The organism is Pseudomonas bubulae (genome assembly GCF_037023725.1).
Classification (GTDB): domain Bacteria; phylum Pseudomonadota; class Gammaproteobacteria; order Pseudomonadales; family Pseudomonadaceae; genus Aquipseudomonas; species Aquipseudomonas bubulae.
The window spans coordinates 712,010-727,389 of sequence record NZ_CP146077.1; the positions used below are offsets into that span (position 1 = coordinate 712,010).

The following is a 15,380-nucleotide window of genomic DNA, read 5'->3' on the forward strand; positions in this document are numbered from 1 at the left end:
GGCGCGAGGTGATACATGCCATCAGCCAACAAGGTGTACGACTACATCATCGTGGGTGCCGGGCCTGCAGGTTCAGTGCTGGCCAATCGGCTGTCTGCCGATCCTCGCCACAACGTGTTGCTGCTCGAAGCGGGCGGGCAAGATAACTACCCGTGGATCCATATTCCTGTGGGTTACCTGTATTGCATCGGTAACCCGCGCACCGACTGGTGTTTCAAGACCGAAACCCAGGCCGGTTTGCAAGGTCGCAGCCTGAGCTACCCACGGGGTAAGGTCTTGGGCGGCAGCTCGTCCATCAACGGCATGATTTATATGCGCGGCCAGGCGGGTGATTACAACCGCTGGGCCGAGTTGGGCAATTCGGGCTGGGGCTGGGATGACGTATTGCCATTGTTCAAACGCAGCGAAAAGCACTTTGCCGGCAATTCTGAGCTGCATGGCAGTGAAGGTGAGTGGCGGGTTGAGCAGCAGCGCTATTCATGGCCGATTCTCGACGCGTTTCGTGACGCCGCCGCGCAAAGCGGAATTGCCAGCGTCAGCGATTTCAACGGTGGCGATAACCAGGGCTGTGGATACTTTCAAGTCAACCAGCGCTCCGGTGTGCGCTGGAATGCCTCAAAGGCTTTTCTGCGGCCAATACTCAAGCGCCCCAACCTGACGGTTTTGACCGACGTGCAAGTCGACAAAGTGCTGCTTGAAAACGGCCGGGCCACCCAGGTCAGTGCGCGCTGGCAAGGCGCACAGCATACCTTCACGGCCGGTTGCGAGATTATCCTTTGCGCCGGTTCGATTGGCTCTCCTGGCATTTTGCAGCGCTCGGGTATTGGCCCGCGGCCTTTGCTCGAAAGCCTGGGGATAACTGTGCTGCATGAGCTGCCCGGGGTGGGGGGGAATTTGCAGGACCACTTGCAGTTACGCTTGATCTTCAAACTGACCAAGGCCCGAACCCTCAACCAGGTCGCCAATAGCGTGTGGGGTAAAGTCGGCATGGGCCTGCGATATGCCTACGACCGCAGTGGTCCTTTGGCGATGGCCCCCAGTCAGCTGGGGGCGTTCGTCAAATCCGACCCTGATCAGTTATCTGCCAACTTGCAATACCACGTCCAGCCGCTGTCCCTTGAGCGTTTTGGCGAGCCGCTGCACACCTTCCCGGCCTTTACCGCCTCGGTGTGCAACTTGCGACCAAAAAGCCGGGGGCGCGTGGATATCCGTTCGGCAAACCCGGATGACGCACCGCTGATCGACCCCAATTACCTGAGCCACCCTGATGATCTGAAGGTAGCAGCCGATGCCATACGCCTGACTCGGCGTATCGTGGCCAGCGCAGCTCTGCAGGCCTTTACACCTGAGGAGTATCTGCCAGGCAAGGACTTGCAGACCGAACAAGAGCTGTACGACGCAGCTGCCCGTATTGGTACGACGATTTTTCACCCCGTGGGCACTTGCCGCATGGGCCAGGACGCCGAGGCAGTGGTCGATGCCCAATTGCGCGTTCATGGGGTACCGGGTTTGAGGGTGGCAGACGCTTCGATCATGCCCAGCATCGTGTCGGGTAATACCTGTTCTCCGACCCTGATGATTGGTGAAAAAGCCGCGCAGCTGATTTTGCAGGCTTCGCTTGAAACACCGCAGTACACAGCATGCGTTAACCGCACGGCAGCTATACCGGTCGCCTGAATGCGATCGTGGTTTCGGGCGCAGTCATCCGGAACCGGCAGTGGACAACAACAATAATCACTGTGGCCCATAGGGCCGAGGACTTTGCACATGTCAGACGCACTTGCACAACAGGCGGCTACCGTCAAAGGAACGACCGGGCGCGAAGAGCGCAAGATCATTTTTGCGTCATCCCTCGGGACCGTTTTCGAGTGGTATGACTTTTTCTTGTATGGCGCTTTGGCCACCGTGCTCAGCAAGCAGTTCTTTGCTGGGGTCAACGACACCACGGCGTTTATTTTTGCCTTGATGGCCTTTGCCGCAGGCTTTTTGGTGAGGCCCTTCGGGGCACTGGTGTTCGGTCGATTGGGTGACATGATCGGGCGTAAATACACCTTCCTCATGACCATCATCTTGATGGGTTTATCGACCTTCGCTGTCGGCCTGTTGCCGACCTACGCCAGCATCGGTATCGCTGCCCCGATCATGCTCGTGGTATTGCGCATGCTCCAGGGGCTGGCGCTGGGCGGTGAATACGGCGGTGCAGCCACTTACGTGGCTGAACACGCCGCACCGGGCAAGCGTGGCTTCAACACCAGCTGGATTCAATCGACTGCCACCTTGGGTTTGTTGTTGTCGCTGCTGGTGGTGCTGAGTTGCCGGTACCTGACCGGTGACCAGTTTGAAGTCTGGGGCTGGCGCCTGCCGTTTCTGCTGTCCATCGTGCTGCTGGGCATCTCGACCTGGATTCGCATGAGCATGCACGAGTCGCCAGCGTTCGTGAAAATGAAAGCCGAAGGTAAAACCAGCAAGTCGCCGATCCGCGAATCGTTCGGTAAATGGGAAAACCTCAAGATCGTGCTGATTGCCCTGTTCGGTATCAACGCTGGCCAGGCGGTAACCTTCTATACCGCGCAGTTCTATGTGCTGTTTTTCCTGACACAGATGCTCAAGATGGACCCGGCCCAGGCCAATCTCTTACTGATTATCAGCGTAGTAATCGGGGCACCGTTCTTTATATTCTTCGGCTGGCTGTCTGACCGTGTGGGGCGCAAGCCGATCCTGATGCTTGGCCTGTTATTGGCCACAGTCCTGTACTTTCCGCTGTTCAAAGCATTGAGCCATTACGCCAACCCGCAGATTGATACCGCCAGCCGTCAATCACCGATTGTGGTCATGGCCGACCCGGGCACCTGCACCTTCCAGTTTGACCCGGTAGGCAAGGCACGTTTTGACAGCCCGTGCGACAAGGTTAAAACCTTCCTGGTGAAGCAGGGCTTGCCGTATACCTCACAGTCGGCTGCACCGGGCGCTGAAGTTCAAGTGTCGGTAGGTGAACAGAAAATCAGCGGTTTTGACGAAGCGGCCATGCGCGCAGCGATAACCGAAGCGGGTTACCCGGCCAAGGCTGATCCAGGCGCGGTCAACCAGCCAATGGTTGTACTGGTGATGGTACTACTGACACTCATTGCCACCATGACCTACGGCCCACTGGCAGCCGTGATGGTAGAGCTGTTCCCGACTCGCATCCGCTACACCTCAATGTCCCTGCCCTACCATATCGGCAACGGCTGGTTCGGTGGTTTTCTGCCCACCGTGTCGTTTGCACTGGTGGTCTACACCGGGGATATCTTCTATGGCCTGTGGTACCCGGTGGTGATCACCGGGGTCAGCCTGGTGGTGGGCATGCTGTGCCTCAAGGAAACGAGGAATGTGAATATCGACAAGGTCTAAGTAACCCGCCTTCCCTTTGAGCGAGCGGTGGAGCGAAGAGCCCCACCGCCTTCCACATTCCCGAACTTGAACGTGGCAATAAAGCCCCATTCAATAACCTGCCCCTCTGTTGTTGTGGTCGGGTCGTCCAAAGCTTTGGACAAGGGCTCATACAAAGTCTCTGGAACCCGCTTTGCTGATAATCCTACTTATAGCCTAGAACGATCATCAGCGAATAAGGAACTCTGTATGTTGCAACTTATCTCACTCTCTCCTAGGGCATTCGACGGTCCATTGGAAAGCTTCGAACCTGTCCAACATCGACTGGACTCAAAGAGTAATTACTTTATCCATGACTATTTAAAGTTGCACGGCGAGAATATTGGCCGACATGCTGATCTTTCCAAAGTACTGACCTATCACTGCGACTCGGATTCTTTTTCAATCAGCAATGAGTACAAGGAACGCTTGATTGCCGATATGGTGGGCCTCGCCAAGGACGTTTCACGAAAGCTTCCCAACGCCGTTTTTATAGAAAAACTGTGCGATTGGTATAGAAACGCGACAACGATCAATAAACAATCCGTTGCGACTGATGTCACTGCTCACCTCAGCAGAAAGGGTAATGACATCGCCACTATGATCATGGAGGTGAATCCAGATTTGGGCCGCGGTTCGAACAAGCTCAAGGTTTTGGATATCGGCGGAAATGACGGCAAGCTGACGTCCTATGTATCCGCCAGTCTGGCCGAGGCCAGCGGCATATATGTCGAGCCCTATGTCCTGGAAGTCGATACTGAAACAGGATGGGACGAAAACAGCAAAACGGTGCAACTCGAGAGTCGCAAGAATTGTGCATCCGTTAAAAAGATCATTTATGACGGCACTAGCATGAGCAGCGGCAAAGTGGCAGGGAGCGATTGTGCAAACCCATTAGTGGAAGGTGGAAAGTTTGATTGCGTCATGTATCAGCATTCACTGCATCACTTTCCCTCCGACGGGGTGCAACAATACAGTATCAAACAAGCCGCCGATCTGCTCAAGGAGGGGGGCGTACTGAGCATCACCGAGCACTCCAGTCGCCTGAGCGGAGATGATATCGACCTGATGCATGTGGTCATTGAGTTGTATAAGAAGCTCCATGAAAACCCGGATATATCGCCCGCACAACTGGAGCGAACCTACAATCAATATATGGAAGCTGAAACACCTGCCAATTATATGTCCCAAGAAAGACTGATCGCCATGGCCACCAATGCTGGATTTACCCCGGTGACGGTCACCCCTACGAGTCCGGGCCCAGACAATGCGTATTCGATAAACTTCGTCAAAGGTGATCAAAAGATGATCGAAAAAACCAGACAGCTGGAAAATCTGGTGTATCCGGCGTCAACCCTCAAGGCCGATCAGTTGAAGTACCAGACCACGTTCATCCCGCATCTGACACGCAGCAATAGCTTTTCCTGACAGCAATGTTGGTTAGGTTGCGATGAATCCAGATATCTTGAATTTACCAAGGTGCAGGATGGCCGCGCGGTAGAAGCAATGAATCGACAGGCACAAAAAACCGGCTGATATAAGCCGGTTTTTTTTGCGCTTAGAAAAACTTATGCACGTATTTAGGTGAAAACTTACAGTCTGAAATAAGCATGAAAATCATAGGCTTACGTCTGTTTTTTCACAAAAAAAGAAAACTTGTGCACAAGTTATCCACAATTTGCTTAGTTCACAATCGTTTCAGAAGGTTTAGCTATAGGAGGCAACGAACCCATGTCGCGCTGAGCCTGCTCGTTCCAGGCCTGTACCCGGTCGTTCAGCTCGGCAATGGCCCGTGGACCGCTGCCGTTGGCGTACATCGGTTCACCGATGACCAGCTCGATGGTGCCAGCCTTTTTCGCCCAGCCCGTCTTGGGCCAGAACTTGCCCGCGTTGTGGGCAATCGGTAGTACCGGTAGTTCGGCGTTGACCGCCAGGGCCGTGCCTCCCCGGGAAAATTTTCCCACCTGGCCAAACGGCACGCGGGTGCCTTCCGGGAAGATCAGCACCCAAATGTTGTCCTTGAGCAGCTCATCACCCTTTTTTGCAATGTGCTTGAGCGCAGCCTTGGGGTTGTCACGGTCGATGGCAATCGGGCGCAGCATCGCCATCGCCCAGCCAAAAAACGGCACATACAGCAATTCGCGTTTGAGTACCTGGCTCAACGGCTGAAAGTAGGCCGAGAGAAAAAACGTCTCCCAGGTACTTTGGTGGTTGGCCAGAATCACGCACGGTCGTTGCGGGATGTTTTCTGCGCCCGTAACCCGAACGTCAATTTTCAAGAACACCCGTGTCAGCCACAGCGCGCAGCGGCACCAGTAAACATTGATAAACCGATAGCGCGCACGGAATGGCAAAAACGGAGCGACAAAAAAGCTCAGCGAGCACCACAGCAGAGAGCTGGTGCCCAGCAGCAGGTAAAAGAAGAAGGTTCTGATGGCCTGCAGTATCGACATAGCGGCTTTTACCGTTGCGGATAAAGCATAAGGGAACAGGCCAGCGCATAACGTGCAGGCCAGTGTTCGAACATGCTTTATTTGTGGATAAGTTCTGCGGCGACTGCCGCCAGATCGTCAAATACTAGAGTATTAACCGGTAACTCTTTGGCCAATGTCTGTAGGCCCTTTCCGGTTTTTACCAAAACTGGCTGAGAATCGACGGCTTGCGCAGCCTGCAAGTCACCCAAACTGTCACCGACGAACCAACATTGGGCCAAATCAACGCCGTAATGGTTGGCAATCGTTTGCAACATGCCAGGTTTGGGCTTACGGCAAGCGCAACCCGCGTCAGGTCCGTGTGGGCAATAGACAATCAATCCGACCTCGCCACCCTGCTCTGCCACCAGCGCCCGCAAGCGGGCGTGCATGGCGTCCAGCGTGGCAACATCATAGTAGCCGCGGGCAATGCCGGACTGGTTGGTCGCGATGGCGACTGTCCAGCCGGCCTTGCTCAACTGCGCAATGGCCTCGATCGCGCCGGGCAGTGGTTGCCACTCCTCGACTGACTTGATGTAAGCGTCGGAGTCGTAATTGATTACTCCGTCCCGATCGAGAATCAGCAGTTTCAACGGCAACCCCTCAGCCCAGCAGTGAAATATCGGCAACACCCAGGAACAGGCCACGCAGACGGGCCAGCAAGGCGTAGCGGTTAGCCCGCACGCTCGGGTCTTCTGCGTTGATCATCACCGCTTCGAAGAACGCATCCACCGGCTCGCGCAACGAGGCCAGACGGGTCAGGGCTTCGTTGTACTGACGGGCAGCAGCCATTGGCTGTACGGCCTCGTCGGCCTTCTGGATGGCCGAGAACAGCGAGAACTCACAAGCATTGTCGAAATAGCGGGCTTCAACGTGGGTCGAAACCGTGCCTTCAACCTTGCTCAGCAGGTTCGAAACGCGTTTGTTCACGGCGGCCAGTGCAGCGGCTTCCGGCAACTGGCGGAACGCTTGTACGGCTTGCACGCGCTGATCGAAGTCCAGCGCCGACGTTGGGTTGAGGGCACGTACCGACAGGTAAGTGGCCACGTCCACGCCTTCGTCTTCGTAACGCGCACGCAGGCGGTCGAAGATGAATTCCAGAACCTGATCTGCCAGACCGGCCGACTTGATCTTGGCCCCGAAAGCGCTGACAGCGAATTTCACTGCTTCAGTCAGGTCGAGGTCGAGTTTCTTGTCGATCAGGATGCGCAGGATACCCAGCGCTGCACGACGCAGTGCGTACGGGTCTTTGCTGCCTGTAGGCAACATGCCAATGCCGAAAATACCCACCAGGGTGTCGAGCTTGTCGGCGATGGCCACTGCAGCACCGGTCAGGGTGCTCGGCAACTCCGCGCCCGCGCCACGCGGCATGTACTGCTCGTTCAACGCCAGGGCGACGTCTTCAGGCTCGCCGTCATTCAGCGCGTAGTAGTAACCGGCAATGCCTTGCATCTCCGGGAACTCGCCGACCATTTCCGTGGCCAGGTCGCACTTGGACAGCAAACCGGCACGGGCGGCACGCGGTGCGTCACCGCCAATGCGCGGGGCAATGAATGCCGCCAGTTTCGAAACACGCTCAGCCTTGTCGTAAACACTGCCCAGTTGGGCCTGGAATACCACGTTTTGCAGACGCAGGTTGAAGCTCTCGAGTTTTTGCTTCTTGTCTTGCTTGAAGAAGAACTCGGCATCGGTCAGGCGCGGGCGAACCACTTTCTCGTTACCCGAGATGATCTGCTGCGGGTCTTTGCTCTCGATGTTGGCCACGGTAATAAAGCGCGGGAGCAATTTGCCATCGACGTCCAGCAGGCAGAAGTACTTCTGGTTGTCCTGCATGGTGGTGATCAGGGCTTCTTGCGGGACGTCCAGGAAGCGCTCTTCAAACGAGCACACCAGCGGCACCGGCCATTCAACCAGCGCGGTCACTTCGTCGAGCAGGGCCGGCGGCACGATAGCGCTGCCTTCCTGCATCGTCGCCAGCTCGGCCACACGCTTGGAAATCAGCTCGCGACGCTCAAAGAAATCGGCCAGCACGTAGGCTTTGCGCAGGTCTTCGGCGTAGTTGGCCGGGGCGCTGATGCGCACGTTTTCCGGGTGATGGAAGCGGTGGCCACGGGACTCACGACCGGCTTTTTGCGCAAGGATCGTGCAATCGATGACCTCGTCGCCCAGCAGCATGACCAGCCACTGGGTTGGACGTACGAACTCGACCTTGCGCGCGCCCCAGCGCATACGCTTGGGGATCGGCAGGTCATTGAGCGAGTCTTCAACGATGGTCGGCAGCAGGCTGGCGGTCGGCTTGCCGACGATCACCTGGCTGAAACGCAGTTTCGGGCCGCTCTGGTCGATTTCGCTCAGCTCAACACCGCATTTTTTGGCAAAGCCAAGGGCTGCCTGGGTCGGGTTGCCTTCGGCATCGAAAGCAGCTTGACGTGGCGGGCCGTCGATATTGATGCTGCGGTCAGGCTGCTGGGTTTCCAGCTGGGTCAGCAGAACGGCCAGGCGGCGCGGTGCGGCGTAGACTTTTTTCGCGCTGAATTTCAGACCGGCTGTTTGCAGGCCTTTTTCAATACCGGCGAGAAATGCATCAGCCAGGGTATTGAGGGCTTTTGGTGGCAGTTCTTCAGTGCCCAGTTCAACCAGAAAATCTTGAGCACTCATTGTGCTGCCTCCAACTTAGCCAACACTTCATCACGTAAATCCGGCGGAGCCATCGGGAAGCCCAGCTTGGCGCGAGCTTCAAGGTAGGCCTGAGCCACCGAACGCGCCAGGGTACGCACACGCAGGATGTATTGCTGACGCGCGGTCACGGAAATGGCGCGGCGGGCATCCAGCAGGTTGAACGTGTGGGATGCCTTGAGCACCATTTCGTAGCTTGGCAACGGCAGCGGCTGGTCGAGTTCGATCAGGCGCTTGGCTTCGCTTTCATAGAAATCGAACAGTTCGAACAGTTTGTCGACGTTGGCGTGTTCGAAGTTGTAAGTCGACTGCTCGACTTCGTTCTGATGGAACACGTCGCCGTAGGTCACTTTGCCGAACGGGCCGTCAGTCCATACCAGGTCGTAGACAGAATCCACGCCCTGCAGGTACATAGCCAAACGCTCAAGGCCGTAGGTGATTTCGCCGGTAACCGGGTAGCACTCAATGCCGCCTACTTGCTGGAAGTAGGTGAACTGGGTGACTTCCATACCGTTGAGCCAGATTTCCCAGCCCAGACCCCAGGCGCCCAGTGTTGGCGATTCCCAGTTGTCTTCTACGAAACGGATATCGTGGACCAGTGGGTCCAGGCCGATATGTTTCAGCGAACCCAGGTACAGCTCCTGGAAGTTTGGCGGGTTTGGCTTCAAAACCACCTGGAACTGGTAGTAGTGCTGCAAACGGTTCGGGTTTTCGCCGTAGCGGCCGTCAGTCGGACGACGACTGGGCTGCACATAAGCGGCGTTCCAGGTTTCCGGGCCCAGAGAGCGCAAAAACGTGGCGGTATGGAATGTGCCGGCGCCCACTTCCATATCGTAGGGCTGAAGCACCACACAACCTTGCTCGGCCCAGTATTGCTGGAGGGCGAGGATCAAGTCTTGGAAGGTACGCACTGCTGGCGTAGGCTGGCTCACAAATTCACCTGTTTCTTGGGCTGCGATTTAAAGAGCGGGAGTATACCCGATTCGGTCGCCCCTCCACCCCCTGGAGCCTATATGCCACGTTGCTTCTGGTGTTCAGAAGATCCGCTGTATGCCGCTTATCACGATCAAGAGTGGGGCGTGCCGTTGCGCGATGCGCATGGGCTGTTCGAGTTGTTATTGCTCGAAGGGTTCCAGGCAGGTTTGTCATGGATCACGGTTTTGAAGAAGCGCGAGCACTATCGCAAGGTCATGTTTGGCTTTGATGTGCAGCGTCTGGCAGTTATGACGGACGCTGAAATCGAGGTTTTGTTGCAGGATCCGGGGATTATCCGCAACCGTCTCAAGGTGGCCGGAGCACGACGCAATGCCCGGGCCTGGCTGGCTCTGGACAACCCGGTGGAGTTTTTATGGTCGTTTGTTGGGGGTAAACCGAAGATCAACCACTTTACTGAACGCCATGAATTCCCTGCGGTGACGCCAGAGGCCGAAGCCATGAGCAAAGGCCTGAAAAAAGCCGGTTTTACGTTCGTCGGCCCGACCATTTGCTACGCCTTTATGCAGGCCAGCGGCATGGTTATGGACCATGCCACGTATTGCGACCGTTACGCGGAACTGGCCAACGGCGGTTAGAATGTCTTTTTTCGCCACACGCATAACCCGTAGCAGCTGCCGAAGGCTGCGTCCGGCGGCGCAGCCGTCGTGAAGTCAGGCCCTGCGATGTGTCAGTAAAATCAAGCACTCAGCATTTACGATTGCTTCGCAATCGGACGCAGCCTTCGGCAGCTGCTACGAGTGCTTTCGAGAGATTATTCTGTGGAAAAGTTTAAAGGCGCCTTGCTGGTCGGGGCTTTGCGATTGTTTGCCATGCTCCCGTGGAGCGCGGTGCAACGCGTGGGCTCGGCCATTGGCTGGTTGATGTGGAAACTGCCTAATCGTTCGCGCGATGTGGTGCGGATCAACCTGGCCAAATGCTTCCCCGAAATGGACCCGGTCGCCCGTGAGCAACTCGTGGGCCAGAGCCTCAAGGACATCGGTAAAAGCCTGACCGAGAGCGCGTGCGCCTGGATCTGGCCGGCCCAGCGTTCGATTGACCTGGTGCGTGAAGTCGAAGGTCTGGACGTGCTCAAGGACGCCCTGGCCTCAGGCAAGGGCGTGGTAGGCATCACCAGCCATCTGGGCAACTGGGAAGTGCTCAACCACTTCTATTGCAGCCAGTGCAAGCCGATCATTTTTTACCGCCCGCCCAAGCTCAAGGCTGTGGATGAATTGCTGCAAAAGCAACGCGTTCAGCTGGGCAACCGCGTGGCGGCATCGACCAAAGAAGGCATCCTGAGCGTGATCAAGGAGGTGCGCAAAGGTGGTCAGGTGGGCATTCCGGCAGATCCGGAGCCCGCTGAGTCAGCCGGAATTTTTGTGCCGTTCCTCGGCACGATGGCCCTGACCAGCAAGTTTGTGCCCAATATGCTGGCGGGCGGCAAAGCGGTGGGCGTGTTCCTCCACGCATTGCGCTTGCCCGACGGTTCGGGTTTCAAAGTGATTCTGGAAGCGGCGCCCGAAGAGATGTACAGCACCGATACGGCGACCTCGTGCGCGGCCATGAGCAAGGTGGTCGAGAAGTATGTGCGGGCGTACCCGAGCCAGTACATGTGGAGCATGAAGCGCTTCAAGAAGCGTCCGCCGGGTGAGGCGCGCTGGTACTGACCAGACATGCATCCCGTGGGAGCGAGCCTGCTCGCGAAGGTTTCACAAGCGCCGCGATTATCTAACGATCTTCGCGAGCAGGCTCGCTCCCACATCAAGTTCCCAATATGAAGCTGGATGAATTACTGCGACTTATCCAGCTTCTTCAAAAACACCGTCATTTCTTTCTCGGCCTGCTTGTCGCCATGGGCCTGAGCCGCTGCAATCCCCTGCTCCCATGCCGCCCGCGCTGCCGCACGATCCCCCGCCGCCAGCTGCGCCTTGCCCAGCAGCTTCCAGGCCGCCGAATACTTGGGGTCAAAGCCGACGCAACGCTGCAGATGCTCCGCCGCTTTCAAGTTATCCCCAAGGTCCAGATAGCCCTTGCCCAGGCCAAAGCGCAGCAATGAGTTATCCACACCCTTGGCGAGCATCTTTTCCAGTGATTCCAGCATCCCTGACTCCTTAGAAAAAACTCAAGCCCACATGAAACAGCTTCTCTACGTCGCGAATATGCTTTTTATCCACAAGGAACAGGATGACATGGTCGCCGGCATTGATGACGGTAGAGTCGTGGGCGATCAGCACTTCTTCGTCGCGAATGATCGCGCCAATCGTGGTCCCCGGTGGCAAGTTGATTTCACCGATGCTGCGGCCAATCACCTTGCTCGACTTGGAGTCACCGTGGGCGATGGCTTCGATGGCCTCCGCCGCACCGCGGCGCAGTGAGTGCACACTGACGATATCGCCACGGCGTACGTGGGCCAGCAAGGTGCCGATGGTGGCCAGCTGCGGACTGATGGCGATATCGATTTCGCCACCCTGGATCAGGTCCACATAGGCCGGGTTGTTGATGATGGTCATCACCTTCTTCGCGCCCAGGCGCTTGGCCAGCAGCGAGGACATGATATTGGCCTCGTCATCGTTGGTCAGGGCCAGGAACACGTCGGCATCGGCGATGTTCTCTTCGAGCATCAAGTCGCGGTCCGAGGCGCTACCTTGCAGCACAACTGTACTGTCGAGCGTGTCGGACAAATAGCGGCAACGTGCAGGATTCATCTCTATGATTTTGACCTGGTAACGGCTTTCAATGGCCTCGGCCAGGCGCTCGCCGATCTGTCCGCCGCCAGCAATGACAATACGCTTGTAGCTTTCGTCAAGGCGGCGCATTTCGCTCATTACTGCGCGAATATTGGCTCTGGCGGCGATGAAAAATACTTCGTCGTCAGCCTCGATGATGGTATCGCCACGGGGTGTAATTGGCCGATCGCGTCGGAAAATCGCCGCGACTCGTGTATCCACATTCGGCATGTGCTCGCGTAGCTGGCGCAATTGCTGGCCAATCAGCGGGCCACCGTAATACGCCTTGACCGCGACCAACTGCGCCTTGCCCTCGGCAAAGTCGATCACCTGCAAAGCACCGGGGTGTTCGATCAGGCGCTTGATGTAGTTGGTGACCACCTGCTCGGGGCTGATCAGCACGTCGACCGGGATGGCGTCGTTATCAAACAACTCCTCGCCGCGTGTCAGATAAGCCGCTTCTCGTACACGGGCGATTTTGGTCGGGGTGTGAAACAGCGTGTAGGCCACCTGGCACGCGACCATATTGGTCTCGTCGCTGTTGGTCACGGCCACCAGCATGTCGGCGTCATCTGCACCCGCCTGGCGCAGCACATTGGGCAGCGAGGCGCGGCCCTGCACGGTGCGGATGTCGAGGCGGTCACCCAGGTCGCGCAGGCGTTCGCCATCGGTGTCGACCACGGTGATGTCGTTGGCTTCGCTGGCCAGATGTTCTGCCAGCGTACCGCCGACCTGGCCTGCGCCGAGGATGATGATTTTCATGCCGTCATTTCCTGGAACCGTTAGCTGCGTGCGGCAGCGATCTTGATCAGTTTGGCGTAATAGAAACCGTCATGCCCACCTTCTTGCGCCAGCAACTGGCGGCCGTGGGGTTGTTTGATACCGAACTGACCGGCGATATCCAGCTCGCGGGCACCCGGTGTCCGGGCCAGAAACGCTTCGATCACCTCGGTGTTTTCGGTCGGCAGCGTCGAACAGGTGGCGTAAAGCAAGATGCCACCGACTTCCAGGGTTGGCCACATCGCGTCCAGCAGTTCGCCTTGCAGGGTGGCGAGTGCGGCGATGTCGTCCGGTTGGCGGGTCAGCTTGATGTCTGGATGACGGCGGATAACACCCGTTGCTGAGCAAGGCGCATCCAGCAAAATGCGCTGGAATGGTTTGCCGTCCCACCAGGTTGCGGTATCGCGGCCGTCAGCCGCAATCAACTCGGCACTCAGGCCCAGACGTTCAAGGTTCTCGCGAACGCGCACCAGGCGCTTGGCTTCCAGGTCCACGGCTACCACGCCGGCGAGCTTGGGCTCGACTTCCAGGATGTGGCAGGTCTTGCCGCCGGGGGCGCAGCAGGCGTCGAGTACACGCTGGCCCGGGGCCAGATCGAGCAAATCGGCAGCCAGCTGGGCGGCTTCGTCCTGCACACTGATCCAGCCTTCGGCAAAGCCTGGCAGATTGCGTACATCGCAGGCCGCAGCCAGCACGATGCCGTCCTGGCTAAAGGTGCAAGGTTGAGCTTCGATCCCTGCCTCGACCAGCAACTGCAGATACGCATCACGACTGTGATGGCGACGGTTGACCCGCAAGATCATCGGCGGGTGCGCATTGTTGGCTGCACAGATGGCTTCCCATTGCTCAGGCCAAAAAGCCTTCAGGGATTTTTGCAGCCAGCGTGGGTGCGCAGTACGCACCACCGGGTCACGCTCCAGCTCAGCCAGTAAGGCTTCGCTTTCTCGCTGTGCATTGCGCAATACGGCGTTAAGCAGGGCTTTGGCCCACGGCTTTTTCAGTTTGTCGGCGCAACCTACGGTTTCGCCGATGGCGGCGTGGGCCGGAATGCGGGTGTAGAGCAGTTGATACAAACCGACCAGCAGCAATGCCTCGACGTCAGCGTCGGCGGCCTTGAACGGTTTTTGCAGCAGCTTGTTGGCCAGCGCCGACAGGCGTGGCTGCCAGCGCGCGGTGCCGAAGGCCAGATCCTGGGTCAGACCGCGGTCACGTACCTCAACCTTGTCCAGTTGCAGCGGCAACGAACTGTTGAGCGATGCCTTGCCGTTGAGCACGGCAGTCAGGGCTTTGGCGGCGGCCAGACGGGGATTCATTGTGCGGCACCCAAAACTGTACCGACGGCGAATTTCTCACGGCGGCTGTTGAAAAAATCACTGAAGTTCAGCGCTTTGCCACCAGGCAATTGCAGGCGTGTGAGGCACAAGGCGCCTTCACCGCAACCCACGATCAGGCCGTCCTTGCTGGCGGCGAGAATCTGTCCCGGTGCACCTTGAGCGTCAGCCAGGTTTGCGGCCAGTACTTTGAGGGCTTCGCCATTGAGCGTGCTGTGGCAGATCGGCCACGGGTTGAAGGCGCGGATCAGGCGCTCCAGCTCAACGGCCGGGCGGCTCCAGTCGATGCGCGCTTCGTCCTTGTTCAACTTGTGGGCGTAGGTCGCCAGGCTGTCATCCTGGACTTCACCTTGCAGCGTCCCCGCCGCCAGACCGGCAATGGCCTGGATCACGGCCGGTGGGCCCAGTTCGGCCAGGCGGTCGTGCAGGCTGCCGCCGGTGTCATCGGCGGTGATTGCGGTCACGGACTTGAGCAGCATGGGGCCGGTGTCCAGACCCGCCTCCATACGCATTACGGTCACTCCGCTTTCACTGTCGCCGGCTTCGATGGCGCGCTGGATCGGCGCTGCTCCGCGCCAGCGTGGCAGCAAGGAGGCGTGGCTGTTGATGCAGCCCAGGCGCGGAATATCCAGCACCACTTGCGGCAGGATCAGGCCGTAGGCCACCACCACCAGCAGGTCCGGCTTGAGTGCAGCCAGTTCGGCCTGGGCCTCAGGGGCACGCAGGGTGGGTGGCTGCATCACTGTGATGTTGTGCTCCAGCGCCAGCTGTTTGACCGGGCTTGGCATCAGCTTTTGCCCGCGCCCTGCCGGACGGTCCGGCTGGGTGTAGACCGCGACGATCTCGTAAGGCGTGTCTAGCAGTGCCTTGAGGTGTTCGGCGGCGAATTCTGGGGTGCCGGCAAAGACGATGCGCAGTGGCTCAGTCATGGAATACTCACTTGGAATAGGGGGGCGCGGGAACTGACGGCAATGAGCCAGCGAACGGACCGGCTGGCTCATTTTCATGTGGGA

General features: G+C 57.8%; 13 protein-coding genes. 5 read left to right on the plus strand and 8 right to left on the minus strand.

The annotated features are described in order from the left end of the window. Positions 1 to 15: 15 nt before the first annotated feature. The 3 genes from V6L81_RS03240 to V6L81_RS03250 all read left to right on the plus strand — a co-directional run bounded on the left by V6L81_RS03240 (position 16) and on the right by V6L81_RS03250 (position 4,836). Positions 16 to 1,677 carry a GMC family oxidoreductase gene (locus V6L81_RS03240; protein ID WP_095038466.1) on the plus strand — a complete coding sequence of 554 codons (1,662 nt, stop codon included), beginning with the start codon at positions 16 to 18 and terminating at the stop codon, positions 1,675 to 1,677. Between the two features lie 90 nt (positions 1,678 to 1,767). After that, complete coding sequence (locus V6L81_RS03245; protein ID WP_094999584.1) at positions 1,768 to 3,390, plus strand: MFS transporter; 1,623 nt, start codon at positions 1,768 to 1,770, stop codon at positions 3,388 to 3,390. Positions 3,391 to 3,618: 228 nt separating this feature from the next. Next, positions 3,619 to 4,836 carry a class I SAM-dependent methyltransferase gene (locus tag V6L81_RS03250; protein WP_095017923.1) on the plus strand — a complete coding sequence of 406 codons (1,218 nt, stop codon included), beginning with the start codon at positions 3,619 to 3,621 and terminating at the stop codon, positions 4,834 to 4,836. A 254-nt stretch (positions 4,837 to 5,090) separates the two neighbouring features. On the opposite strand, the gene V6L81_RS03255 is transcribed toward V6L81_RS03250, so the two are convergent. From V6L81_RS03255 to glyQ, 4 genes are all read right to left on the minus strand, one after another. Further along, a complete protein-coding gene (locus V6L81_RS03255) occupies positions 5,091 to 5,861 on the minus strand; it encodes a 1-acyl-sn-glycerol-3-phosphate acyltransferase (protein ID WP_094999585.1) in 771 nt (256 codons plus the stop codon). A 77-nt stretch (positions 5,862 to 5,938) separates the two neighbouring features. Continuing rightward, positions 5,939 to 6,478, minus strand: a complete 540-nt coding sequence (gmhB, locus tag V6L81_RS03260; RefSeq protein WP_165446529.1) for a D-glycero-beta-D-manno-heptose 1,7-bisphosphate 7-phosphatase — start codon at positions 6,476 to 6,478, stop codon at positions 5,939 to 5,941. 4 nt (positions 6,479 to 6,482) lie between these two features. Then, positions 6,483 to 8,537 carry a glycine--tRNA ligase subunit beta gene (gene glyS / locus V6L81_RS03265; protein WP_094999587.1) on the minus strand — a complete coding sequence of 685 codons (2,055 nt, stop codon included), beginning with the start codon at positions 8,535 to 8,537 and terminating at the stop codon, positions 6,483 to 6,485. Next, complete coding sequence (glyQ, locus tag V6L81_RS03270) at positions 8,534 to 9,487, minus strand: glycine--tRNA ligase subunit alpha (RefSeq protein WP_003437964.1); 954 nt, start codon at positions 9,485 to 9,487, stop codon at positions 8,534 to 8,536. The genes glyS and glyQ overlap by 4 nt, the downstream gene beginning before the upstream one ends. A gap of 81 nt (positions 9,488 to 9,568) precedes the next feature. Here glyQ and V6L81_RS03275 point away from each other — a divergent pair, with 81 nt between their 5' ends. Together V6L81_RS03275 and V6L81_RS03280 are read left to right on the plus strand one after the other, a co-directional pair. After that, on the plus strand, positions 9,569 to 10,126 hold the full coding sequence (locus V6L81_RS03275; RefSeq protein WP_094999588.1) for a DNA-3-methyladenine glycosylase I: 558 nt from the start codon (positions 9,569 to 9,571) through the stop codon (positions 10,124 to 10,126). 183 nt (positions 10,127 to 10,309) lie between these two features. Continuing rightward, entirely contained in the window at positions 10,310 to 11,197 is an 888-nt protein-coding gene (locus V6L81_RS03280; RefSeq protein ID WP_094999589.1) for a lysophospholipid acyltransferase, read from the plus strand. A gap of 122 nt (positions 11,198 to 11,319) precedes the next feature. Here the strand turns inward: V6L81_RS03280 and V6L81_RS03285 are convergent, their stop codons facing one another. From V6L81_RS03285 to fmt, 4 genes are read right to left on the minus strand one after another with little or no spacing between them, the layout of a single operon-like run. Then, complete coding sequence (locus V6L81_RS03285; RefSeq protein ID WP_094999590.1) at positions 11,320 to 11,631, minus strand: tetratricopeptide repeat protein; 312 nt, start codon at positions 11,629 to 11,631, stop codon at positions 11,320 to 11,322. Between the two features lie 10 nt (positions 11,632 to 11,641). Beyond that, on the minus strand, positions 11,642 to 13,018 hold the full coding sequence (trkA, locus tag V6L81_RS03290; RefSeq protein WP_094999591.1) for a Trk system potassium transporter TrkA: 1,377 nt from the start codon (positions 13,016 to 13,018) through the stop codon (positions 11,642 to 11,644). 20 nt (positions 13,019 to 13,038) lie between these two features. Then, positions 13,039 to 14,349, minus strand: a complete 1,311-nt coding sequence (gene rsmB / locus V6L81_RS03295) for a 16S rRNA (cytosine(967)-C(5))-methyltransferase RsmB (protein WP_095017920.1) — start codon at positions 14,347 to 14,349, stop codon at positions 13,039 to 13,041. Next, complete coding sequence (fmt, locus tag V6L81_RS03300; protein ID WP_094999593.1) at positions 14,346 to 15,296, minus strand: methionyl-tRNA formyltransferase; 951 nt, start codon at positions 15,294 to 15,296, stop codon at positions 14,346 to 14,348. The genes rsmB and fmt overlap by 4 nt, the downstream gene beginning before the upstream one ends. Positions 15,297 to 15,380 lie beyond the last annotated feature (84 nt).

Excerpts from the sequence above, each read along its gene's own strand:
- V6L81_RS03240 (WP_095038466.1), top strand. The coding sequence starts at position 16 with ATGCCATCAGCCAACAAGGTGTACGACTACATCATCGTGGGTGCCGGG.
- V6L81_RS03245 (WP_094999584.1), top strand. The coding sequence starts at position 1,768 with ATGTCAGACGCACTTGCACAACAGGCGGCTACCGTCAAAGGAACGACC.
- V6L81_RS03250 (WP_095017923.1), top strand. The coding sequence starts at position 3,619 with ATGTTGCAACTTATCTCACTCTCTCCTAGGGCATTCGACGGTCCATTG.
- V6L81_RS03255 (WP_094999585.1), bottom strand. The coding sequence starts at position 5,861 with ATGTCGATACTGCAGGCCATCAGAACCTTCTTCTTTTACCTGCTGCTG.
- glyS (WP_094999587.1), bottom strand. The coding sequence starts at position 8,537 with ATGAGTGCTCAAGATTTTCTGGTTGAACTGGGCACTGAAGAACTGCCA.
- V6L81_RS03275 (WP_094999588.1), top strand. The coding sequence starts at position 9,569 with ATGCCACGTTGCTTCTGGTGTTCAGAAGATCCGCTGTATGCCGCTTAT.
- V6L81_RS03285 (WP_094999590.1), bottom strand. The coding sequence starts at position 11,631 with ATGCTGGAATCACTGGAAAAGATGCTCGCCAAGGGTGTGGATAACTCA.
- trkA (WP_094999591.1), bottom strand. The coding sequence starts at position 13,018 with ATGAAAATCATCATCCTCGGCGCAGGCCAGGTCGGCGGTACGCTGGCA.
- rsmB (WP_095017920.1), bottom strand. The coding sequence starts at position 14,349 with ATGAATCCCCGTCTGGCCGCCGCCAAAGCCCTGACTGCCGTGCTCAAC.
- fmt (WP_094999593.1), bottom strand. The coding sequence starts at position 15,296 with ATGACTGAGCCACTGCGCATCGTCTTTGCCGGCACCCCAGAATTCGCC.